This is a genomic window from Phenylobacterium sp. SCN 70-31 (genome assembly GCF_001724605.1).
GTDB lineage: Bacteria > Pseudomonadota > Alphaproteobacteria > Caulobacterales > Caulobacteraceae > Phenylobacterium.
The window spans coordinates 213,979-236,514 of sequence record NZ_MEEX01000001.1; the positions used below are offsets into that span (position 1 = coordinate 213,979).

General features: G+C 70.0%; 20 protein-coding genes. 5 read left to right on the forward strand and 15 right to left on the reverse strand.

Annotated elements, in window-relative coordinates; translation table 11 throughout:
* Positions 1–375 precede the first annotated feature (375 nt).
* Together ABS78_RS01015 and ABS78_RS01020 are read right to left on the reverse strand one after the other, a co-directional pair.
* Positions 376–1,683 (reverse strand): pyruvate dehydrogenase complex dihydrolipoamide acetyltransferase, encoded by a 1,308-nt coding sequence (locus ABS78_RS01015; protein ID WP_293373978.1) that lies wholly within the window; start codon positions 1,681–1,683, stop codon positions 376–378.
* Complete coding sequence (locus ABS78_RS01020) at positions 1,680–4,031, reverse strand: transketolase (protein WP_293373980.1); 2,352 nt, start codon at positions 4,029–4,031, stop codon at positions 1,680–1,682. Before ABS78_RS01020 ends, ABS78_RS01015 begins: the two co-directional genes overlap by 4 nt.
* Positions 4,032–4,188: 157 nt before the next feature.
* Between ABS78_RS01020 and ABS78_RS01025 the strand changes: the two genes are divergently transcribed.
* Positions 4,189–4,635, forward strand: a complete 447-nt coding sequence (locus ABS78_RS01025; RefSeq protein ID WP_293373982.1) for an Lrp/AsnC family transcriptional regulator — start codon at positions 4,189–4,191, stop codon at positions 4,633–4,635.
* On the opposite strand, the gene ABS78_RS01030 is transcribed toward ABS78_RS01025, so the two are convergent.
* The 8 genes from ABS78_RS01030 to ABS78_RS01065 all read right to left on the reverse strand — a co-directional run bounded on the left by ABS78_RS01030 (position 4,632) and on the right by ABS78_RS01065 (position 12,469).
* The gene (locus ABS78_RS01030; RefSeq protein WP_293373984.1) at positions 4,632–5,978 is read right to left on the reverse strand and encodes a hypothetical protein; all 1,347 of its coding nucleotides are present in this window, start codon (positions 5,976–5,978) and stop codon (positions 4,632–4,634) included. The two genes, ABS78_RS01025 and ABS78_RS01030, sit on opposite strands and share 4 nt — an antisense overlap.
* Positions 5,975–6,796, reverse strand: a complete 822-nt coding sequence (locus ABS78_RS01035; protein WP_293373986.1) for a M55 family metallopeptidase — start codon at positions 6,794–6,796, stop codon at positions 5,975–5,977. Before ABS78_RS01035 ends, ABS78_RS01030 begins: the two co-directional genes overlap by 4 nt.
* Before the next feature lie 22 nt (positions 6,797–6,818).
* Positions 6,819–7,745, reverse strand: a complete 927-nt coding sequence (locus ABS78_RS01040; protein WP_293373988.1) for a DUF4350 domain-containing protein — start codon at positions 7,743–7,745, stop codon at positions 6,819–6,821.
* A 59-nt stretch (positions 7,746–7,804) separates the two neighbouring features.
* Complete coding sequence (locus ABS78_RS01045) at positions 7,805–8,020, reverse strand: 4-oxalocrotonate tautomerase family protein (RefSeq protein WP_293373990.1); 216 nt, start codon at positions 8,018–8,020, stop codon at positions 7,805–7,807.
* Between the two features lie 4 nt (positions 8,021–8,024).
* A complete protein-coding gene (locus ABS78_RS01050; RefSeq protein ID WP_293373992.1) occupies positions 8,025–9,221 on the reverse strand; it encodes a mandelate racemase/muconate lactonizing enzyme family protein in 1,197 nt (398 codons plus the stop codon).
* A 118-nt stretch (positions 9,222–9,339) separates the two neighbouring features.
* Positions 9,340–10,671: an aspartate aminotransferase family protein gene (locus ABS78_RS01055; RefSeq protein WP_293373994.1), complete on the reverse strand. Its 1,332-nt coding sequence runs from the start codon at positions 10,669–10,671 to the stop codon at positions 9,340–9,342.
* 10 nt (positions 10,672–10,681) lie between these two features.
* The gene (locus ABS78_RS01060; RefSeq protein ID WP_293373996.1) at positions 10,682–11,644 is read right to left on the reverse strand and encodes an SMP-30/gluconolactonase/LRE family protein; all 963 of its coding nucleotides are present in this window, start codon (positions 11,642–11,644) and stop codon (positions 10,682–10,684) included.
* A 102-nt stretch (positions 11,645–11,746) separates the two neighbouring features.
* On the reverse strand, positions 11,747–12,469 hold the full coding sequence (locus tag ABS78_RS01065) for a TetR/AcrR family transcriptional regulator (RefSeq protein ID WP_293373998.1): 723 nt from the start codon (positions 12,467–12,469) through the stop codon (positions 11,747–11,749).
* Positions 12,470–12,636: 167 nt separating this feature from the next.
* On the opposite strand from ABS78_RS01065, the gene ABS78_RS01070 reads away from it, so the two are divergent.
* The 3 genes from ABS78_RS01070 to ABS78_RS01080 are packed head-to-tail and all read left to right on the forward strand — an operon-like array spanning position 12,637 to position 15,466.
* The gene (locus ABS78_RS01070) at positions 12,637–13,770 is read left to right on the forward strand and encodes a mandelate racemase/muconate lactonizing enzyme family protein (RefSeq protein WP_293374000.1); all 1,134 of its coding nucleotides are present in this window, start codon (positions 12,637–12,639) and stop codon (positions 13,768–13,770) included.
* 5 nt (positions 13,771–13,775) lie between these two features.
* A complete protein-coding gene (locus ABS78_RS01075; protein WP_293374002.1) occupies positions 13,776–14,561 on the forward strand; it encodes an SDR family oxidoreductase in 786 nt (261 codons plus the stop codon).
* A gap of 20 nt (positions 14,562–14,581) precedes the next feature.
* Positions 14,582–15,466: a 3-keto-5-aminohexanoate cleavage protein gene (locus tag ABS78_RS01080; protein WP_293374004.1), complete on the forward strand. Its 885-nt coding sequence runs from the start codon at positions 14,582–14,584 to the stop codon at positions 15,464–15,466.
* Between the two features lie 6 nt (positions 15,467–15,472).
* Here the strand turns inward: ABS78_RS01080 and ABS78_RS01085 are convergent, their stop codons facing one another.
* Positions 15,473–15,961: a hypothetical protein gene (locus ABS78_RS01085; protein ID WP_293374006.1), complete on the reverse strand. Its 489-nt coding sequence runs from the start codon at positions 15,959–15,961 to the stop codon at positions 15,473–15,475.
* A gap of 70 nt (positions 15,962–16,031) precedes the next feature.
* Here ABS78_RS01085 and ABS78_RS01090 point away from each other — a divergent pair, with 70 nt between their 5' ends.
* A complete protein-coding gene (locus tag ABS78_RS01090; RefSeq protein WP_293374008.1) occupies positions 16,032–17,123 on the forward strand; it encodes a DUF2817 domain-containing protein in 1,092 nt (363 codons plus the stop codon).
* 10 nt (positions 17,124–17,133) lie between these two features.
* Here ABS78_RS01090 and ABS78_RS01095 read toward each other — a convergent pair whose 3' ends face one another.
* From ABS78_RS01095 to ABS78_RS01110, 4 genes are all read right to left on the reverse strand, one after another.
* The gene (locus ABS78_RS01095; protein ID WP_293374010.1) at positions 17,134–17,838 is read right to left on the reverse strand and encodes a TetR/AcrR family transcriptional regulator; all 705 of its coding nucleotides are present in this window, start codon (positions 17,836–17,838) and stop codon (positions 17,134–17,136) included.
* 85 nt (positions 17,839–17,923) lie between these two features.
* Complete coding sequence (locus ABS78_RS01100) at positions 17,924–19,108, reverse strand: serine hydrolase domain-containing protein (protein WP_293374012.1); 1,185 nt, start codon at positions 19,106–19,108, stop codon at positions 17,924–17,926.
* An 11-nt stretch (positions 19,109–19,119) separates the two neighbouring features.
* Positions 19,120–21,081 carry a prolyl oligopeptidase family serine peptidase gene (locus tag ABS78_RS01105; RefSeq protein WP_293374013.1) on the reverse strand — a complete coding sequence of 654 codons (1,962 nt, stop codon included), beginning with the start codon at positions 21,079–21,081 and terminating at the stop codon, positions 19,120–19,122.
* On the reverse strand, positions 21,071–22,486 hold the full coding sequence (locus tag ABS78_RS01110; RefSeq protein WP_293374015.1) for an MFS transporter: 1,416 nt from the start codon (positions 22,484–22,486) through the stop codon (positions 21,071–21,073). The genes ABS78_RS01105 and ABS78_RS01110 overlap by 11 nt, the downstream gene beginning before the upstream one ends.
* Positions 22,487–22,536: the final 50 nt, after the last annotated feature.

Sequence of the window (22,536 nt, forward strand, 5' to 3'; positions counted from 1 at the left end):
CGACAGCGTAGCCAGGAGAGCCCAAGGGGCCTTGCCCGACGGCATGGGATGCCCCCAAGACGGTGGGCGTCCCAGGTCGAAGGCCGTAGGCGGAACCGACGCAAGTTCAGGAGCCGCCAGATGGCGCGAGCCGTCCTACTCGAGGCCAGACGACGGGAATCAGCTCCCGGCTGCCTGTGACGAGATGCCCAACGACCCCGGAGACGCGGAGTTCAAGGCCTCGCACGTCCTGGCTCGCACGTCCTGCCGGGGTTACGCGACCTGTCGACCTTCCACCGGGTTGATGGCGTGGAGAACCCGTTGGTGAGTTTCCTCGCCGGCAGGCTCGTACTCGGGCTCCAGCCGCACGACATTTGGCGCCGAGTCCCAGGCAGGCTAGACGATCATCCGGAGCGGCTCTTCCAGCATCTCCTTGAAGGCCGCCAGGAAGCGCGCGCCGACCGCGCCGTCGACCACGCGGTGGTCGCAGGTCAGCGTGACCGACATCACATTGGCGATGACGATCTCGTCGCCCTTCACCACGGCCCGCTTCTCGCCGGCGCCGACCGACATGATGCAGCCCTGCGGCTCGTTGATGATCGAGGCGAAGGTCTTGATGCCGAACATGCCAAGGTTCGAGACGCTGAAGGTGCCGCCCAGGAACTCGTCGGGCTTCAGCTTCTTGTCGCGGGCGCGGGCGGCCAGGTCCTTGGTGTCGGTGGCGATCTGGGCTAGGTTCTTGGTCTCGGCCTTGCGAATGATCGGCGTGATCAGGCCGCCCGGGATCGCGACCGCCATGGCGATGTCCGCATGGTGGTGCATCGCGATGCCCTCGGGCGAGTACGACGCATTGGCCTCGGGCACCTTCATCAGGGCGACGGCGCAGGCCTTCATGACGATGTCGTTCACGCTGACCTTCACGCCCGTCTTCTGGAGCAGGCCGTTGATCTTGGTGCGCGCCGCCAGCAGCTCGTCGATCTCGATGTCGATGGTCAGCGGGAAGTGCGGCACGTCGCGGAAGCTGTCGGTCATCCGACGCGCCACGGTCTTCCGCATGCCGTCCAGCGGGATGAGATCGTAGCTGCCGGGCGCGATGCCCATCTGCTCCAGCGTCTTGTGCTCACGCGGCGCGGCGGCGGCCGCGGGGGCCGCAGCCGGAGCGGCGGCGGGCGCGGCAGCCGGCTTCGCAGCGCCCGGCTGGGCGTTGTCGATGTCGGCCTTCACGATGCGGCCGTGCGGGCCCGAGCCTGTAACCGCGCTGAGATCGATCCCCTTCTGCTCGGCCAGCCGGCGCGCCAGCGGCGAAGCGAAGACGCGGCTCCCGTCGGCGACCTTCGCCGGCGCAGGCGCGGGGACAGCGGCCACCGGAGCTGGCTTGGGCGCTTCGGCCTTTACGGGCTCAGCTGCCGGGGCCGGCGTGGCCTCGGCCTTCGGAGCCTCGGCCTTCGGCGCAGGCGCGCTGTCGCCCTGCCCCGTCAGCTTCGCGATGGGCGTGTTGACCTTCACGCCCTCGGCGCCCTCGGCGATCAGCAGGTCCTCGACCACGCCCTCGTCGACGGCCTCCACCTCCATCGTCGCCTTGTCGGTCTCGATCTCGGCGATCACGTCGCCGGACTTGATCGTGTCGCCCTTCTTCACGTGCCACTTGGCGAGCGTGCCCTCCTCCATGGTGGGCGACAGGGCGGGCATCAGGATGTCCGTCATGCCGATGCGCCCGCCAAGGCCGTCGCGGCCGCGTCGAGGATCGCGTCGGCGTCCAGCCGGTACGCGCGGTAAAGGTCCGGCAGGTCTCCGGACTGGCCGAACCGTTGCAGCCCGAGCGGGGCGACGCGGTTGCCGTGCACGCCGCCCAGCCAGGCCAGCGTCGCGGGCGGGCCATCCACCACGGTGGCCAGCGCCCCCATCGGCGCGATGTCGGACAGCAGGCGCTCCACGTGGCTGAGCGTGCGCCCACCCCCGGCGCGCGCCGCCTGGGCGGCGGTCCAGTCGCGCTGCAGGAGGTCGGGGCTGGGAACCGCGAGCAGGCCGGCCCCGGGCACGTCCTCGCGGATCGCCTCGAACGCCTCCAGGGCTTCGGGCGCGATGGCGCCGGTGTAGACGAGCGCGAGGTCCGCCCCCGGCTGCGGCCGAACCTGCCAGTAGGCGCCGCGCAGAAGGTCGCCCACCTGTGCGTCGTCGAGGGTTCGCTCGGGTTGTTCGAGGGCGCGCGTCGAAAGCCGCAGGTAGACTGAACCGCCCTCGTCGGCCTGCAGATGGTCGAACGCCCAGCGCATCACTTCCACCAGTTCATCGACGTAGGCCGGCTCGAAGTAGGTGAGCCCCGGCTGCGCCATGCCGATCAGCGGCGTGTGGATCGACTGGTGGGCGCCGCCCTCGGGCGCGAGCGTAAGCCCGCTCGGGGTGGCCACGAGCAGGAAGCGGGCGTCCTGGTAGCAGGCGTAGTTCAGGGCATCGAGGCCGCGGTTGATGAACGGGTCGTAGAGCGTGCCCACCGGGATGATCCGCCGGCCGAACAGCGGCGCGGAGAGGCCGGCCGCCGCGAGCATCAGGAACAGATTGTGCTCGGCGATCCCTAGCTCCATGTGCTGGCCGTCAGGGCTCATCAGCCATCGCTGCGGCGAGGCGACGGCGCCGTCGCGAAAGGCGTCGGCGCGAAGCTCCCGTGCAAACAGCCCCCGCTGGTTCACGAACCCGCCCAGGTTGGTGGAGACCGTGACGTCGGGCGACGTCGTGAGGATGGCGTCCGCGAGCGGACCGCCGGCCCGCGCCAGGTCGTTCAGCACCTTGCCAAACGCCACCTGCGTCGACTGGCGCCCCGTCGGTCGCGGGAACGCGTCGCGGTCGGGCACGGGGATCGCCGACGGCGCCGGCGGGGCGGCCTTGGCGGCGAAGGCCGTGCGCGTCAGGAAGGCCTCATAGTCCGCGCCGTCGCGGGGCAGGCCCGAGTAGGGGTCCCACTCCTCGCCCGCCGGCACACCCATCGCGTCCTGGTAGGCGGCCATCTGGGCGACGGTCATCAGGCCCGAGTGGTTGTCTTTGTGGCCCTGGAACGGCAGGCCGTACCCCTTGATCGTGTAGATGATGAACAGCCGCGGCCGATCGTCGTCGACCGAGCGGAAGAGGTCGAGTAAGGCCTCCAGGTCGTGGCCGCCGAGGTTAGTCATCAGGTCGCCGAGGGCCGCGTCGTCGCGGCGCGCCAGCAGGGCCGGAATGCCGGGATGGCTCCCGATGTCGGCCGACAGCCGCTCGCGCCAGGCCGCGCCGCCCTTGAAGCTCAGCGTGGCGTAGAGGTCGTTGGGCGCCGCATCGATCCAGGCGCGCAGGGCCGCGCCCCCCGGCTCGGCGAACGCCTGCTCCAGCGCGCGGCCGTACTTCAGGGTCGAGACCTCCCAGCCACACGCGCGGAAGATCTCGTCGAACCGCTCGAACATGCGGTCGCTGGTGGTCGCATCCAGGCTCTGGCGGTTGTAGTCGACAATCCACCAGCACTTGCGCAGGTCGTGCTTCGCGCCCTCGATGAGGGCTTCGTAGATGTTCCCCTCGTCCAGTTCGGCGTCGCCCAGCAGAGCGATCATCCGGCCCGCCGCCGCGGGGTCCATCTGGCGGTGCGCGACGAGGTAGTCCTGGATCAGGGACGCGAAGAGCGTCACCGCGACGCCCAGGCCGACCGAGCCGGTCGAGAAGTCGACGCCGTCGCGATCCTTCGTGCGGGAGGGATACGACTGGGCCCCGCCCAGGGCGCGGAAGCGCTCGAGCTGGTCCCGGTCCTGCCGCCCGTAGAGGTACTGGATGGCGTGGAACGCCGGACTTGCGTGCGGCTTCACCGCCACCCGGTCCTTCCCATCGAGCACGCCGAAGTAAAGGGCCGACAGGATGGTCGCCATCGAAGCGGACGAGGCCTGGTGGCCGCCCACCTTCAGGCCGTCGCGGCTCTCACGCAGGTGGTTGGCGTTGTGGATCGTCCAGGCCGAGAGCCAGTGAACCTTGCGGTCCAGGTCCGTCATCAACGACAGCGCGTCGTTCTGCGCCTGCATTCCTGACCGACGAGTCATATACTAGAACTCCCCACGCTTTTGCGGGCAGAGTATTAGCCTCGGTCGCGAAGTGGAGTTTGCCAAATTCAGGCCTGTTCAGGCCTGACCAAGGTCTTAATCACCTACGTTCTCACTATCAGTAGCGCATATGAGCTCACCGACGAAAATCGACGCTATGGACCGCCGCATCCTGGCCGCGCTGGCCGAGGACGGCCGCGCCAGTCTGAGGGAACTGGCCGAGCAGGTCGGCCTGTCGCAGACCCCGCTGCTCCGGCGTGTGCGGAGGCTCGAGCAGGCCGGCGTCATCGCCGGCTACGGCGTGCGCATCGACAACAGCCGGCTCGGGCACACCGTCAGCGTCTACGTCGCGGTGACCCTGTCGGCGCAGTCGGAGGATGCGCTGGCCGCGTTCGAACGCGAGATCGTGCGCGCGCCGGAAGTGATGAGCTGTTTCCTGATGACGGGCGGGTCCGACTACATGCTGAGGGTGGTCGTGCCGTCGATCGCCGCCTACGAGGGTTTCCTCACGCGCTCGCTTACGCGGATGCCCGGCGTGGCGCACATCCAGTCCAGCTTCGCCCTGCGCGCGGTGATCCAGCGGACCACCCCGCCCCTCGGCTAGCCACGGACCAGCACCGACGGGTAGTCGATGACCTGCGGCCGGATCGCCCCGCGCGTGACCGCGGGAAGCTCCAGCCGCATCTCGCCGTCCTTCACCTCTGCGAGGCCGCCCCACCAGGCGCCCTCCGCGAGCCGCGGCGTGTTCGAGCGCATGATCGTCAGGTCCAGGCGAAGTGGGCCGGCGTCGCTCGGGGCGCCCGCGCTCCAGACCCCTCCGACCCGGATGTCATCGCCGGCGCTGGTCTGGATCGACCATTCGCCGTCCGCCGCGAGTTGCAGCGTGAACGCCGCCATGCCGATGCCGCCCAGCGTCCCCGGCGCGGTGGACCGCCACGCACCGACCAGCGCGTCGGGGCGAGTCCTCGGCCCGCTGCGCCAGAACAGGGCCGGCAGCCGGACGCGGTGCGGTCGCGGGCCATCCGGCTCGCCCAGGACGAGGCCCAGGGTGTCGCCGCTGATCGTCAGACGGTAGAGCGCCAGGATGCGGTCGTCGCCGAACCGCAGGTCGAGCTGATGGCTGGGCAATGACGGCGTGGCGACGAAGACGCCTTGCGTCTCGCGCCCCTCGGCCCGGCGCGTGACCACACCCCGGTCGCTGAAGGTCAGCTCCAGGCCCTGGAACTCGGGCTCGCAGGCCAGCCAGGTCCCGATCGGGCTGTCGGGCGGCGACGGCGCGCCGAGGCCGATCGTTGAGCGATGGGCGTCGTCCTCCAGGAAGGCCGCCATCAGCGCGAAGCTGTCGTCCGATTCACGCAGGCCCCAGTGACCCAGCCCGGGAAGCACCCGGTTGTCAGCGCCCGCCAGCTGCGGTCCGTCCTCGAACAGGAGGTACTGGGCGTCGTGGGGGCTAGAGAGCGTGAGGCAACGGACGCCGGGCGGCGGGCCGCAGGCGTCGAGGGCCCGCAGGAAGGGTGAGCCGCCGGTGTGGATCTCGGGCGCCTGGCGGAAGATCCGGCCGTCGGGATCGCGCAGCAGCATGACGTCGCAGGCCGGAGCCCCCGACACGCAGCCGGCGATGTGGACGGCGTGCGAAACGCCCGCGGCGCCGCCCAGCATCGACAGGTAGTAGCGGACGACGGGCGCGCCGAGGCTATGCGACACGAGGGCAAGCGGCGCCCCCCCGCCGAGGCCCGGCCGCACCTCGCGCGCGACGAAGGCCGCGAGCTGTTCGGCGTAGGCCACGCAGGAGCCGTGGCCCGGCGGGTCGAGGTCGATGGCGAACAGCCGGTCGTATCCCCGGGTTCGGAAGCGCGCGGCGAGCGACGACCAGGCCTGCGACGTCTCGCCGTTGCCGTGAACGAAGACGATCGGCAGGCGCCCCCCGCCCGCGGCGTCTGCCTTCACTTCAGCGAGACCATCTGGTTCAGGAAGGTCAGGATCTCCGACATCTCGCGCGCCGACTTGGGCCGGCTGCGGATCGTGTAGCCGTTCACCCGATCGAACTGCGGCAGCATCGCCATGAGTTCGGCCATCCGGTTGCCCTTGAAGGCGATGTCGAAGTTCATCGGCCAGGGCCGGTCGTAGGGCTTGAAGTCCGCCCGCCGTTTCACGGCCTTGGCGGTCGCCTCGCGGATCAGGCCGCAGCAGACCTCGGGGGTCAGCGTGTCGGCGGCCGTGTGGCTGAGCGCGGTCTTGGTGACGACGGTCTCGACCTCGCCCAGCACTTCGACGGCGTGGCGCGCATAGGCGTCGTCGCCCGTCGCCAGCAGCACCGGCACGCCCAGTTCGCCCGCTGTCAGGGCGCTGATGTGGGTCTCCGAGATCGAGGCGCCGTCCAGACGCATGTCGCTGAACACGCCCCCGTTCACGGTGTGCGGGCACAGGCCTTCGGCGGAGGCGGCGCCGACGTGGTAGCCGAGGAACACGGCGCCGACGACGCCCTCCTCCTGCACGCCCTCCATCATGAGCAGCGGGCGCGGCCAGCAGCGGACGAGCCTGGCGTAGGACGGCAGCCGGTCCACGAAGATGTTGCGGCCGTTGTAGTGGGAGTCCGAGACGATTACCTCGTCGCAGCCCGCCTCGCGCGCACCCTCGCAGGCGGCCACGACCTCGTTGGTCATCCACAGACGCGCCTCGCCGTAGTCGAACTGGCCGGCCGTGCCGCTGTCGAAGTGGGCGATGCCGCCCACGCCCTCGATGTCCGCCGAAATGTAGAGCTTCATGCCACCTGTTCCTCGACCTCTGTCACTCTGTCGCCGCCAGCCACGCGATCACATTGCGCAGGAAGCGGGTGTTCTGCTCGGCGCCGGCCGCATCCAGTCCCATCTTCTGCCCGTTCGAGGCGACCTGGGCGGTGAACATCGCCGCCTCGCCGAAGACGGCGACGCGTCCGCGCCCCACCTTGCGGGTCGCGCCCTGTAGCCAGCCCGCGACAGGCTGGCGGGGCGTCGCCGCATCGAACGCCCAGAGCTTGGCGGGATCCAGCGAGAAGAAGCCCTCGGGAAGCACGAGCAATGGCTCCGCACCGGGCTCGGCCTGGAACGCCTGGCCGATGAAAGTCGCCACCTGGGTGACCGGAGGACCGCCCAGACGGCCGTCGGTGATCGGGTGTGGCCGCAACGCGCCGGTCTTCGCGGCGAACAGGTCGGGCATGCGCGGGACGATCGGGCCGGGCGGCGCATCGGCCGGCAGGGCCAGAGCGTAACCGTCGCCGAACCGGAAGCCGAACGCCGCGGCCATCCCGGAGGCGGCGCCCGCCAGCGGCCGGTGGTCGGCGATCAGCAGCAGCGCGCCGCCGTCAGCCACCCAGGCGCGGACCGCCTCGACCTCGGCGGCCGTGAACGCGGGCGGCGTCGGCCGCGGGAGGTCGTCCCACGGCTGGTCCGACGGCAGGGCGTTGGCGATCACTAGGACCTCGCAGCGCCGCAGGGCCGCGGCGTCGAACGGCGTCTCGAACGTCGAGAGGCGATAGCCGTCGGCCCGCAGCACGGCGGCGAAGGCGGCGAAGCGGGCGCCGAGCCGGTGGAACTCGTGGTGCGCCTCGTCATGGCAGACGCGAGGGCCCGTCTCGAGGGCGTAGCGCGGGTCTGTGACCGCGGGCCGGAAGGCGCCGTCGCCGGCCTGCCGCGCGCCGTCGTCGGCGCGCGCCGGCGCCGCCGCGATCGCGGCCATGGCGAGCAGGCATAGCGAGAGGCGTGTCACGGCCGAGATAGAACCATATGACTTCGAGGTCACAAAGGGTCGCGGTTCCGCGCCTGGCGCTCCGGCGGCGCCAACGGGACGCCGCCCAAGAACCAGTTCTGCGGCGGCACCTCCGTCACGATCACGCGTATCGAAGCCGGCGCGGCGTCGAGCGCCTCGCTGGCCGCCTGGGTGACCCGCGCCGCCACGTCCTCGAGCTGCTTCGCCGATCGACCGGCGCGCAGCGAGATCTGGATGAGCGGCATCCCGCTAGGCCGCCTTGGGCACGTAATCGCCGATGTAGCGCGTCTGGCCGCGCCCGAAGATCACGTCGCAGTAGTTGCCGTCCGGCATCTGGAACGGATCGACGCGCAACTCGCGGACAAGGTCCTCGTTCAGGGTGATGCCGAGCCCCGGCCGGTCGCCCAGGTCGAGCATGCCGTCGGCGATCGGCAGCGGGCCGACCAGCTCCTCGATGAAGCGGTTGCCAGTCTGGTCGACCTCGCAGGTCAGGCCGTTGGGCGAGGCGGCGACGACGTGGGCGTTGGCTACGACCCCGACGGCGTCGCACCAGGTGTGCGGCGCGAGGAGCGCGCCGTGCGCGGCGGCCATGCGGCCCACCTCCATCACCTCGGTGATCCCGCCCGCCCGGCTAGCGTCGGCCTGGACGATGTCGATGGCGTCGGCGCGCAGCAGTTCGCGGAAGCCGTGCAGGCCGAACTCGTTCTCACCGGTCGCCAGCCGCACGCCGTAGGGCTTCAGCCGCTCGCGCAGCGTCACGTAGCTGTCGAGGTCATCCGGGCCGAACGGCTCCTCGAACCAGAAGGCGTTCACCTCGGCCAGCACCGGCGCCAAGTCGAGAGCGCGCTCGACGGTGAAGCGCTGGGTGCCGTCGATCATCAGGTCGTGGTCCGGCCCCATGGCCGCGCGTGCGGCGCGCATGGCGGCCACGTCGTAGTCGTAGGTCCAGCCGACCCGCATCTTCACGCGCCGGAATCCGCGCGCCAGGGCGCGGCGCACGCCGTCGGCCACGGCCTCGGGACTGGAGTAGAGGTTGCCCGACGCGTAGGCCGGCGCACGCCCTTCGGTTCCGCCCAGCAACTTCCAAACCGGCTGGCCAAGGCGCTTGCCGTTCAGGTCCCACAGCGCTGTGTCGATCCCGCTGATGGCGGCCAGGGCGCCGCCCTTGCGGCCGTACCAGCGGCTGACCCCGTTCAACCGATCGGCCAGGCGGCCGACATCATCCGGCGCGAGGCCGATCAGAAACGGCGCCATGTGATCCACCGAGGCCTGGACCACGCCCGGGTGGGCGTAGGCCGAACCGATCCCTTCCAGCCCGTCGTCGGTGCGCACCCGCACGAGGCTGGCGAAGCGGCCGTGCACCGGTCCGGCCGGCGTCCTGAACGTCTTGGCCATGTCGTACTCGAAGCGCAGGTGGACGCATTCGATCTCGGCGATGCGGCTCATCGGGATTTCCTCCGTGGCGCGGCCTCAAAAGCCGCACGTCGTGGGCCACACGTGACCCATCAGTCATATTGAGTCAATAGCGACGCCCGTCCGTGTCGTTCGCGCGACGCGCCGGCGGCTAGGCGGCGACCTGCCCGGCGAAGGCCGCGAGCGCCCGGCCGCAGCGTTCGAGGGTCTCTTCGATGTCGGCGTCGGTCATGGCGGTAGAACCGATCATCATGCCGCGCGTCGCCATCAGCACGCCCTCGCTCAGGAATTGCCTGTGAAGCGCCTGCATGCGCTGCAGGTAGTCGGGACCCGAGCGGGTATAGAACTCGCGGTAGTTTCGCGCCGGCTCGGTGAAGAACTGCAGGCTGGTCATCGACGCCAGGCCGTTGGCCCGCATGGCCAGACCTTCGCGCCGGAAGATCGCCGTCAGCCCCTCGCGGAAGCGGTCGCCCTGGCGTTCAAGGCGCTCGAACACATCGGGGGTCAGGTGTTTCAGCGCCGCGACGCCCGCGGCCATGGAGACCGGGTTGGCCGTGAAGGTGCCGCTGTGGCTCATGCGCAGCGGACCGGCGAGGTTGTCGAACACCGCCATGGCCTCGCGCGTGCCACCCACGGCTCCGATCGGAAAGCCCCCGCCGATGATCTTGCCCATCACGGTGAGGTCGGGCGTCACGCCGGCCCGGCCCTGGGCGCCGTGGTAGCTGGCGCGGTTGCAGAACACCTCGTCGAAGATGAGCACCACGCCGCGACGGCGGCAGAACGCCTTCAGCGCCTCGAGGTAGCTGTGGTCGGCCGGCGAGAAGCCGAGGCGCGCGGGGTACGGATCGATGACCACCGCGGCGAGGTCGTCGGCGCTCTCCTCGAGAAGCGCCTCGCTCGCCGGCCAGTCGTTGAAGGGATAAACGACCACCTGCTCCATCAGCGAGGTCGGCGTTCCGACCCCAAGCGGCGGCGCGGCCGGGCGTTCGGGCGGGCCCCAGTTCGCCGGGGTCGGCAGGAAGCTCGCCTCCATCAGGTCGAACTGCCCGTGGTAGCCGCCCTCGGCCTTGGCCACCTTGCCGCGGCCGGTTATCGCGCGGGCCGCCTTCACCGCCACCATGATCGCCTCGGTGCCGGAGTTGGTGAAGCGCACCTGATCGACCCCGGGCATCCGCTCGACGATCATCTCCGAGAGTTCGATCTCGGCTTCGTCGGGCAGGATGCAGCAGATCGTGCGCCCGATCTGCTCGCGCACCGCCTCCAGGATCGGCGGGAAGGCGTAGCCGTGGATCTGGGTCGAGAAATTGTTGATCCAGTCGAGGTAGACGTTGCCGTCGACGTCGGTGAGCCGGCACCCCTCCCCGTGATCGGCGTACACGATGTAGGGCCCGAAGGTGATCATGTGGCGGGTGTTCGCGCCCGGCTGAACGCGCCCTGCGCGCTCGAACAGGCGTGCCGACTTGGACTGGGGATCGGGGAACACGGGCGGTCTCCTAGAGCGGGGCGCCGGTCGCCGCCGGCTTGTTGAGGAAGTTCAGGGGTTGGCCCGGGCGGGGCCACTGGAAGGCTACTAGCCGCCCGGTCGACGACAGTGTGACGAAGGCGGTCCGCAGGTCGGGGCCGCCGAAGGCGATGTTGGTCGCGTAGTAGTCGTCGAAGCCGACGAAGCGGCGCGTCGCGCCGTCGGGCGAAATCTCCCAGATCCCGCAATTGTTGAACGACGCCACGCAGATGTTTCCGGCCGCGTCGATGGCGAGCGAGTCGAGGAGGTTGTTGTCCGGCAGGCCCGCCACGAGGCGGCCGCCGTTCGGCGAAGGCCAGGGTTGCGCGGCGATCGCGCCCGGTGCGACGAGATCGAACGCCCAGATGCGCCGCGTCAGCGTCTCGGCGACGAACAGAGTGCGCTCGTCGGCCGACAACCCGACGCCGTTGGCCGAGACCAGGCCAGACACCGCCTCGACGATGCCCGAGCCGTCCGGCTGGGCGTAGAAGATGCTGCCCATGCCCATCTGGCGCGGCCGGCGCTTGGTGTGGTCGGTGAAGTAGAAGCCGCCGTGGCGATCGAACACCAGGTCGTTCGGCGACTGCAGCTCCAGGTCGCCGCAGCGGTCGTAAAGGCGCTCGACGCGGCCCGACGCCGGGTGGACACGTTCGATCCAGCCTGCCGCCTCCGCCTGGCCGGTGGGCCGGCGCCAACCGTTGGCTTCCGTCGTGTAGAGCCAGCCGCCGCTGTTGCAGACGTAGCACCAGCCGTCGGGGCCCATCGCCGCGCCGTTCGGCCCACCCCAGAGTTCAGCGACGACCTCGACCCCCCCGTCGGGCCAGACGCGCGACAGGGCCTGCCCCGCGATCTCCACGACCAGCACCGAACCGTCGGGAAGGGCCACCGGGCCCTCCGGAAACCGCAACGCGTCCGTCACCACGCGAAGGTCCGTCGGTTCGTTGTGCGTGGTCATGGAAGTCCCTCCCGCCCGGCACAGATTTATGACCCACGAGTCATATTTTCAAGCGACGTCGTCATGTCCGGAAAGACACGACCTGGCGGTCACGACGGGGATCTAGGTGTCGAAGAGTTGGCGCAGCGGGCTGTCGGGAGCCAATTCGTCCACCGGCGGGTTGCGACCGTACAGGGCGCGGAAATTGAGCAGCGCGTGCAGTTCCACGAGCAGGTCGAAGCCGGCGGTCTCGTTGAGGCCCGGGCCGGGCTGGACGCCGTAGCGCTCGAACAGGCTCTGGTCGAGCATGCCCCCGGCGGTCCGCATCACCCAGCGCTGCAACGCCGGGTCCTTCGACGGGTTGTGCTTCTCCCAGCCGGCCATGGCCCGGTCGACGATGCGGCTGTTGCGGCCGTGCCACGTCTCGCGCATGACCTCGTCGGCGGCGCCCATCTGCACGATGCAGCGCAGGACGCCCGCGTTGGCCTCGAACGTCTTCTCGTACCACGCGATCCAGCGACGGCTGTTGGTGAACTGGCTGTCCCGGCTCGACAGTCGCGGGTAGGTCTGGAGTTCGAACGCCGCGTAGCGCCGGCCCAGCTCGCGCAGGAACTCGTCCTTTGTCTTGAAGTAGATGTAGAAGGTGCCCTTGGCGACGCCCGCCTCGGTCGCCACCTCCTCGACCATCATCTCGCGGTAGTCGGTCGAGTCGAGCAGGCGCGCGCCCGCCGCCAGAAGCTTGAGCCGCGAGCGCTCGCCGCTGCGGGTCTTCTTGATCTCCTGGGCCGCGGCCTCGAGGTAGGTTGCGTACCGGATCACCCCGAAGGCGGCGGAATCGTCGGTCAAATGAGCCCTCGAGATCTGCGCGCCTGCTGACCGATCGGTTGTAAACGGCAGGCCTGTCGCCCGGAACATCACCTCTGGGAATTGCAGCGTCAACCACCTGCCCGCACTCGGCCTTGAATATATGACTTATGGGTCATATTAGTTGCACACCGAGCGCCGGGGGCATCATGCGGATCGACACCATCGAGACTTTCGTGGCCGGACACTGGTTGTTCGTCGCCGTGACGACGGACGCCGGCGTCACCGGCATCGGCGAGTCGACCTACTTCACCCACCCGCTGGCCGCGCGCGCGGTCGTGGACGACCTGAGAGCCGATCTCATCGGCGCCGACGCCTATCGGCCCGAGTTCCACTTCAACCGTCTCATGAAGCACCACTGCCTGCGCGACAGCGCCCTTATGGGCGCGCTCAGCGCGATCGATCAGGCGCTGTGGGACATCAAGGGCAAGGCGCTGGGCGTCCCGGTCTATGAGCTGCTGGGCGGGCGTGTCCGGGACAAGGTCCGCGCCATCCTGCTTATCGAGGCGACCACCGAAGAGGAGATGATCCGCAAGGCCGTGGAGGCCCGGTCGGAAGGCTTCACGGCGATCAAGATCAAGCCGTTCCTCGGCGACTGGGCGGTGCGCACGACGGCCAGCCTGCTGAACGGCGTCGTCGCCTCGGTCGGCCGGGTGCGCGAGGCGATCGGCTGGGACGTGGACCTCGCGGTCGAGATCCACCGCAACCTCACGCCCGACCTGGCCGAGCTGTTCGCCGCCGACGTACGGCCGCTGCGGCCCTACTTCCTCGAAGACCCGATCCTGCCCTTCAGCCTGGAGAGCAACAACCACGCCGCCGCGCGCATGGGCGGCGTCGTCGCGATGGCTGAGCGCAACACCAACATCTGGGAGTTTCGCGAATTCTCGGACCGGCACGCAGTGTCGATCCTGCGTCCCGACATCGGCCTGGCCGGCGGCTTTACCCAGTTGCGCAAGATCGCCGCCATCGCCGAGAGCCGTCACCAGCGGATCGTGCCGCACAACTTCACCAGCCCGGTCGTGACGGCCGGCCATGTCCAGCTCGCCGCGTGCACGACCAACTGGGACGTGCAGGGCTATGTGCGCGAGGATCGCGAGCCGTGGAACCGCGTGGTGAAGCGGATCAACCGCCTGCAGGACGGCTTCCTGGCGATCCCGGAGACCCCTGGGATCGGGATGGAGCTCGACCTCGAGTACCTGCGCCAGGCGGCCTACGAGCCCTTCGGCAACAAGTTCGCCCACGGCGCCGCGCGCGCCATGGACGGCGCGGTCAAGCACCAGTAGCTGCCATGGGTATCGACAGCACCGGCGCCGAGCGCGCCGTCGACCTCCTATCGGAGGGCTTCCGCGGGGCGCGGGTCCTGATCGTCGGCGGCGCCGGCGGCATCGGGGTGGAAGTCGCCGAGCAGTTGCGCGCGCTCGGCGCGCGGGTGGTCAGCGCCTCGCGGCGGGGGCCGGAGCCCGACGTCGTCCAGGCGCCGCGCGAGGACGGAGACCTCGTCGCCGTAGGGGTGGACCTGACGCGGCCGGCGACGATCCTGGCCTTGGCGGCCTGGGTCGAGCGCGAGTTCGGCGGCCTCGACATCCTGGTCAACACCGCGGGCATGACGCGCTCGGTTCCACTGCGCGCGATCGAACAACTTGACGACGACACGATCGACGAGGTCGTGACCTCAAACGCCTCGGGGGTCCTGCGCATCATCCGCGACCTGACGCCGGCGTTGCGCCGGGGACATGCCCCGTGCGTCGTGAACGTCTCGTCGGTGGCGGCGCGGACCGGCGTAGGCAGCAACGTCGCCTACGTCGGCGCCAAGGCGGCGATGGACGCCATGACCATCGCCCTGGCCAAAGCGCTCGCGCCGGAGATCCGGTTCGTGAACGTCGCGCCCAGCGCGCTCGACACCGACTTCGCGAAGGGGCGCGGGCCCGAATTCATCGCCCGCACCATCGCGGCCACGCCGCTCGGCCGGCTGGCCACGCCACGCGAAGTGGCCAACGCCGTCCTGGCGGGCGCGCGACTCCTCATTATGACCACCGGCAGCACGATCTACGTCGACGGCGGCCGCCACCTCTGACCCAGACGCGAGGATATTCCGTGCGCGACATCGTCCTGACCTGCGCCATCACCGGCAACATCACCCGGCCCGAACAGACGCCTCACCTGCCGATCACGCCGCAGCAGGTCGCCGAGTCCGCGCTCGAAGCGGCCGAGGCCGGCGCATCAGTCGCGCACATCCACGTGCGCCATCCCGACGGCCGACCCTCGATGGAGACCGAGCACTACGCCGAGGTCGTGGAACGCATCCGCGCGCGCAACCGCGACCTGATCCTGAACCTCACCACCGGTCCCGGCGGGCGCTACATCCCCGATCCGGACAATCCCCGCCTCGCCGCGCCCGGCACCTCACTGCTGCCGCCGCTGGAGCGGATCCCGCACATCCAGGCCCTGCCGCCCGAGGTCTGCACGCTGGACCTCAACACCATGAACTCGGGCGACCAGGTGGTGATGAACACGCCGCGCAACACCCGCATCATGGCCGAAGCGATGCTCGACGGCGGCTGGCGGCCGGAGATCGAAATCTTCAACCCCGGCGACCTTGTCCTGGCCCGCGACTTGATGGCCCGCGCCACCTTCCCCTCGCCACCCCTGTTCTCTTTCGTCCTGGGGGTGAAGTATGGCTGGCCGGCGAGTCTGGAGTCCATCCAGCTCGGCCGCAGCCTCCTGCCTGAAGACGCCGTGTGGACCGCGTTCGGGGTCGGCCCCTCCGAGTTCCCGATGGTGGGCCTGTCGGTCCTGCTGGGCGGCCATGCGCGGGTGGGCCTGGAGGACAACATCTATCTCGAGAAGGGCGTACTGGCGCGCAGCAACGCCGAACTGTGCGAACGCGCCACCCGCATCATCCGCGACCTCGGCTTCCGGGTAGCGTCGCCGACGCGAGCCCGCGAGATCTTCGGGCTGGCCCCCGCGATGGCGGCTTGAGACGCCTCAGATCGGGGCCATCGCCCAGGCGGCGTGAAGGCCCTCGATCCCCGGAGCCGCGTCGAGCACGCGAACCGGGACCGGCCGCGACCGGAAGGCGCGACTGATCCAGGGGCAGATCACCAGCAGCGCGTCGGCCCTGGGCGGTTGGAAGGCGGTGGCCAGCGCGGCCGTGTCGGCCGCGACCGCCGGGGTCGGCCGTCGTGTCGTCAGCGCGCGCCGCAGCGCCGACACCTGCGCGAACTCCTCGGCGGTCAGGCACGCGGCGCGAAAGCCCCTGGCCGCCAGACGCGCGGCGTAGAGCGCCTCCTCGCGACCGGTCCGGGCCCCGACCACGGCGATCCGCGCACCCGGCGGAAGCGCCGCGCACAACGGTCCGATCACCGCGTCCAGGCCGTCGAGAAACGCCAGGTCCGCGCTGGCGTCGATCCGCGCCCGCCAGGTCGCCAGGATGCGGCCCAGCCGCGCGAACGCACTCGAAGGTCTCTCGGCCATCAGCTGGTTTCTCCGCTCGCCCGGCGTTTCCGGGACTATACATGACTATCGGGTCATGTCATGATGGCGCATGGATCCGGCGGACCTGTTTTCGAGCGACCTGACGACCGCTGGCGCCACGTTCGCGCGGGCGGCGATGGCGCACGGGATTCCTGTCGAGGCGATCATCCATCCGCTCCGCGGCCCGGCCGGAGAGCCGCTTCAGACGATGGTCTGCGGTTTCGGCCCGCCCGAGGCGGCGACGGTGCTTGTGCTGAACAGCGGCGTGCACGGCACGGAGGCCTTCGTGGGCGCCGGACTGCAGGCCGGCGTTCTGAACGACCCGGCCGGCTTCCTGGCGCGTGCGCCCGGCGTGCGGGTGGTGCTGATCCACGTGATCAACCCCTACGGCGCCGCGTGGGGTCGCTACGTCAACGAAGACAACGTCGACCTGATGAAGAACCTGACCTACGGCGACGTCATCTCTCCGACCGACCCCATCTTCCTCGAACTGGACGACGCGATCGACCTCGGCAGCCTGACGGATGCGGCGGCCTATCGCCGGGCCCAGGCGCGGCGGGCCGCGATAATCGAGACCCATGGCGCCGCGCGGGTGATGAGCGCCCTGAAGGCCGGGCAGACGGCGCGTCCCCGCAGCATCTGCTTCAATGGCGTGCGCGCCTCGTGGTCGAAGCGGACGCTCGACTCGATCCTGCAACGGCGGCTGCAGGGGGCGAAGCGCACCTGCTTCCTCGATCTGCACTCCGGCGTCGGCGCATGGGGCGAGGCCTATGTCATGGCGTCCAACGCCGCCGCGTCACGCGCCCGGATCGGCCAATGGCTGGGCGATCTCGCGCACGACCTGGACCTGCCGATGGACCCGCCGGCCTACTCGACGCTGGGCCGCGCATCGCCTGGGGTCGAGCTCGTCGCCGCGACGCTGGAGATCGGCACCGTCGCCTTCGACGATGCGTTCCGCGAGGCCATGGCTTTCGAGATGCACGACCACATCTTCGGCGGCCGCCCGGACGACGAGGTCCGGGAGACCAGGCGCCGCTTCCGCAGCTACTACGACCCGGCGACGCCCGAGTGGCGCCGCGAGGCATGGCGCAACGCGCAGGCGATGTTCGCGCGCTTCCTCGATGGGCTGCAGGCGTGGGACGATGAGCGCCATGCGGGCTGACGCCGCCAGCCTATCGCAGCTTGGCGCCCAGGCTGACGAAGCGGGCCGAGCGGTCCAGGAACTCGGCGGGCGGATCCTCGCCGAAGATCGCGCGGTACGAGAGCGTCGCGTGGAGCTCGATAAGCAGATCCTCGTCGCGCTCCTCGCTGGTCTCGGACGCCCCGTGAACGCCGTACCGTGCAAAGAGGCTGTGGTCCGACATCGACCCCACCGCGTGGTGGGCGATGCGCAGCAGGTTCAGCTCCTCGGGCGTCACGTTGTAGCGCTGGCGGTAGTGGTCGAGGAACCGGTCGATGATCATCTTGCCGCGACGGCGCCAGATCTCGGCCACCTCCGGCACACTGTCGCTGAGCAGCACCATGTTGCGCATCAGCCCGACGTTCGCGCGGAAGCTCTGCTGGTACCATCGCACCATGGCCAGGCGGACCTCGAACGGATGCCGCTCCTTGTCGATCTCGGGCAGGGTTCGCAACTCGTACTCGACGAAGCTGGAGAGCACCTCGACCGCGATATCCTCGGCCGAGTTGAAGTAGAGGTAGAAGGTGCCGTGCGAGGTGCGCGCGAGGCGCACGACATCGCGGACCGTCATGATCGCGAAGCTGCCCGTCTCGGAGAACCGCACTGCCGCGGAGAGCAGCAACGGGCGCGTCCGCTCGGGGTCGCGCTGCTTGGTCGAGCGGCGGACCAGCGCGTCGAGATAGTCGGCGAAACTCATGACCGGCAGGCTCGGACGCGGCCGCACCGGCGTCGCGCCCGTCGACGCCGTCTTCCGACCGGACCCTCTCGATGCGGGCATCTACCTACCTTGCCAAGTGTTCGAGGCTGTCGGCCACATCCAGGACCCAGTTGCGGAGACTGGGATCCGACATCGGCCGGTTGAAGGTTCCGGTGATAGTGGCATCCAGGTCCTCGCAATAGAAGGCCTGCACCGACCAGGCCCCCGCGTGCCCCTCCAGGACGCGGCCGCCCGGGCTGATGAGCCGGCGCACACCAAGCCCCAGGCCTACGCAGTACGGCGGCATGCCGTCGACCGGGAGGTAAGCGCGCATCTCGGTGGTCGAGCGCAGCAGTCGCCCACCGAAGAGCCCGCGCAGGAACCGCTCCAGATCGAGCGCCGTGCTGATCTGGCCGCCGCCGCCCCAATCCCACGACGCACCGCCCTGCGAGCTGAACAGCGGCCGGCCACCGTACATGAAGTCGGACACCACGGCCTCCCATCCCGCCGGCGCTTCGTCCGCATACGCCAGGAAGGTGTTGGTCATGCCGAGCAGCGCGAAGATCCGGTCGCGCAGAAGGGCGCCGTACGAGCGGCCGCTGAGCCGCTCGACGAGCAGACCCAGGACCACATAGGCCGTGTCGCTGTAGTGGAAGGCCTCGCCGGGCGCGAACACCGGCGCGTCGCCCGCGCCAGTGCACAGGAACCAGTTCAGCACTCCGGCGTCGGGCTCGCCCGGCGCATCCGGGTCCCAGGGGCGCCAGATGCGGCCACGATCGGGGTCCGCGCGCAGCCGCGCACCGAGCGAGCCCGGCGCGGGCGCGCCGCCGTTTTCCGCCGCGGTGCGGGATGCATCGTCGCTGAACGCGTCCCGCAGGCCCGACGTGTGGGTCAGCATCCGCCGGAGCGTCACACGTCGGTCTGACAACACCTTCGAGCGCGAAACCATGTCGCTGAGGTCGCCGAAGTCGGCGACCGGCCGATCCAGGCCCTGCGGGCCCAGCAGTCCGGCCTCGGCCGCCTGCAACACGAGCGTCGCCGTCATCGCCTTGCCGACCGAGGCGACGTGGAAGCCGGTGTCAGCCCGGATCGGCCCCGCCCGGTCGGCCCGCGCCTCCCCGGCGAGGAACGTGTGTTCGAGGCCCAGCTTGGGGCTCGACACCCGCACCTGCGCGCCCGGCCGGAACGCGAGGTCTGGCGTCAGCGCGTGGATTTCGCGCAGGCGAGCGTCGAGGGCTTCGGCCCAGGCTCGAGGGTCGGCGCCCGCCATCACCCGCGCCGTCAACCCGCGCCCACCGCGACGGCCGGACGATCCACATTCTCGATCACGATCGGCGGCAGCGCGTCGGCCGGCTGGAACGCGAAGAGGCGCGCGTAGAAGGCGAGCTCGGCCTTGAGGCAGGCCAAGTTGGTGTCGGCACGCCGGAAGCCGTGCCCCTCGCCTTCGAACAGCATGTACATCACCGGTACGCCACGCTTGCGCAGGCTCTCCAGGATGAGCTCGGACTGGTTCTTGGGCGTGATCTTGTCGCGCTCGCCCTGGAACATGGCCAGCGGCGCGGTGATGCGGTCGGCGCTGTGGAGGGGGGAACGCTCGCGATAGAGCGCCTGCGACGTGTCGCGAGGACCCACGAGGTAGTCCGCATAGCGCGACTCGAACTTGTGGGTCTGGCTCGCGAAGTAGGCGACGTCGCTGATGCCGAAGTACGAAGCGCCGGCTTGGAACGTGTCGGCGAAGGCCAGGGCGGCGAAGGTGTTGTAGCCGCCGGCGCTCCAGCCGCGGACGGCCAGCCGCTCTGGATCGACCAGCCCCTCGGCCACCAGATGGCGGGCCGCCGCGACGTGGTCCTCCACATCGACCACGCCCCACCCGCCGCGCAGGAGGTGCCGGAAGTCGCGGCCGTAGCCGGTGCTGCCGGCGTAGTTCACGTCGAAGACCGCGAAGCCGCGGCTGGTCCAGAACTGAATGCCGGGGTTGAAGCAGGTGTTCGTGCACCCGGTCGGCCCGCCGTGGCTGACCACGAGCAGCGGCGGCTTTTCGTCCTTCGGACCGCGGCAGTCGGCGTTGGTCGGCGGGTAGAAGAAGCCGAAGCCGGTCCGGCCCTTGGCGCTCGGGAAGTGGATGTGTTGCGCCTTCGAGATCGCGCCGGCCATCGGCTCGGCCGACATGACCTGGCGCAGGATCGTGTGCTCGCCCGTCTCCAGGTCGATCCGCATGATCGCGGCCGGGATGGTCGAGGACGAGGCCAGGGCATAGGCCACGCCGTCGCGCGCCTCCAATCGGGCGAAGTAGGTGAACGGTAGTTCCAGGGTGGCCAGCTCGCCGGTGGGCAGGTGGAGCCGGCCCAGGCGGTTCATGCCCTCCTCCGTGTAGACGCAGAGCAAGTTGTCGTCGTCGAGGACCCGACAGTCGCTGGTCCCCATCTGCCAGAGGGGTCGGGCGAAGTCGCGCTCAAGGTCGCAGAGCTGCGTGACCTGGCCGCCCCGCCAGCGGCAGGGCCGCCACCAGCCCGAGCGGTCGGTCATGAAGACCAGTTCGCCCGACGGCGTGAAGCGCGGGTCGCAGGCCACCTCGGCCTCTTCCGCCACCACCGTCTCGATGTCCGCGATGGCCCCCACCGCATCCAGCCGCGCAACCCGCAGCGCGGTGACGTCCCACGGCACGTTGGGGTGGTTCCACGACACCCAGGCCAGACGCTCCGCGTCGTCGCTGAGCACGGGCCAGGCGTAGAAGTCGTCGCCAGCCACCAGCACGGTCCCGAAGGTGTCGCCCTGCAGGTCGATCGCCACGATCGCGCTGATCGGCTCGCCGGCGTCCTGGAACTCCTCGCGGATGCAGACGATGCGGCCGCGGCGCGCGTCCAGCACCGGCGCCCCATAGCGGTAGGGGCCGGCGGCGGTGATAGGCGCAGGCGCCGACCCGGGGCTATGCCGGTACCAGCGCTGGTCTTCGTTGATGAAGAAGAACTCGCCGTCGCGGACGAGGAAGGCGCTGCCGCCGTACTCGTAGATCGTGGTGCGCAGATTGAAGCCGTCGGGCGTGAGCGTCTGCGTCGGCCCGGGCGCCACGCGCTCGATCACGCTGCGGCCGCCCTCCTCGGGCCGCCGGATCAGGGCGTAGACGGCGCCGTCGCGATCCACTTCCAGCTGGCCGGTCCAATAGACGGGGAACGCCGACGCCGTGGAGACGAGCTCGGGCGTCCAGGACGAGGGCCAGGCGCCGTAGGAGACTTCATGAACCATGGGGAGACGCTCCTGACGGCAGGGAAACAGAGGACGTCACGCGTCCATCCAGGCGGCGGCGGATGATGTGTTGCCGCTTTCGATCGAGGGGGAACAGCCAGAGCAGCACGCCGGCGGCCACGAAGAGGACCAGCGGCGCCCCGGTGTGCACCAGCGCCAGACCGTTCAGGCTGGCGCGGGAGTGGACGGCGGCCTTGGCGTCGAAGTCCATCAGGCTCAGCACGAGGAAGGCCACGCCGCCGCCGGCCGCCAGGGTGGCCTTCAGCACGAACTGCTGGATGGCGTAGTAGGAGCCGGCGCGGTTGGCGCGGGTGCGCAGCGTGTCGTAGTCGATGCAGTCGGCCAGCACGGCCATCTGCGGAACCTGTGACGCGGCGTTGGCGAAGCTCGCGACTGTGGCCAGCGCCAGCAGCCAGGGGAACCCCGCCTCGCCCGGCGGCACGAACACGCGCAGCGTCAGCAGCAGGCCGAAGCCCGCGATGCCCAAGGCCCAGATGTGCTTGCGCTCATGCGTCTGCGACAGCCGGGTCCAGAAGGGAATCGACACGATCTGGGCGATCGCGGCGGTCGCGTAGATGACCGGGAACTTGTCGGCCATGCCCAGGTAGGCGTCGATGAAGATGTATGAGGTCCCGTAGTAGACGCCGTAGGCTAGGCCCGTCAGGGCGTAGGCGCTCGCAAAGGTCCAGAAGGGCCGGTTGATGCGCAGCGAACGGACTACGCTGGCAAGGGTGACCGGCCCGGCGTCGGCGGCGGCCGCGCCGATCGGCGCGAATATGACGGCTGCGCCGATGCAGAGCGGCAGCAGCGCCAGGATCAGCCAGCCCAGCAGCTTGAGCATCGGCGGCGTGATCTCGGCCGTCGGGAAGAGTGGCAGCAAGGGCGAGGACAACAGCAGCGGCAGGCCCATGAACAGCAGGAGGCCCACCACGCCGGCGAAGGTGAGCACGCCCGAGATCGTCGAGCGCTCGCTGTAGGCGCGCGACAGCTCGCTGCCCCAGGCCGAGTGCGGCACCGCCAGCATGCTGTAGGCGGTGTAGAACACCAGCATGACCGGAAGCAGATAACCGCCCGATGCGGCGGCCGGCGGATTGAACAGGAAGTAGACGGCGGCCGTGGCGAGCACGCCGCCGGCCATGATCCACGGCTTTCGTCGGCCCAGGGGGCCTCGGGTGCGGTCCGAGAGATAGCCGACCGCGGGGTCGGCGACAGCATCGTAGAGCCGCGCCGCCATCAGGATGATGCCGATCGTCGCGAGGTCGATCGCGGTGTTCTTCGCATAGAACGCCGGGATCAGGGCGTTCAGCGGGATCATCATCATGTTGCTGATGATCGAGACGAGGCTCCAGGCGAACAGATGCTTCGCCTGGAGCCCGCCGGTGGGAGCGATCCGGGATTTCGGCATCACACGCTCCTCGGCGCCGGGCGGCGGCCGCGCATCGGGGAGGTGAGGCG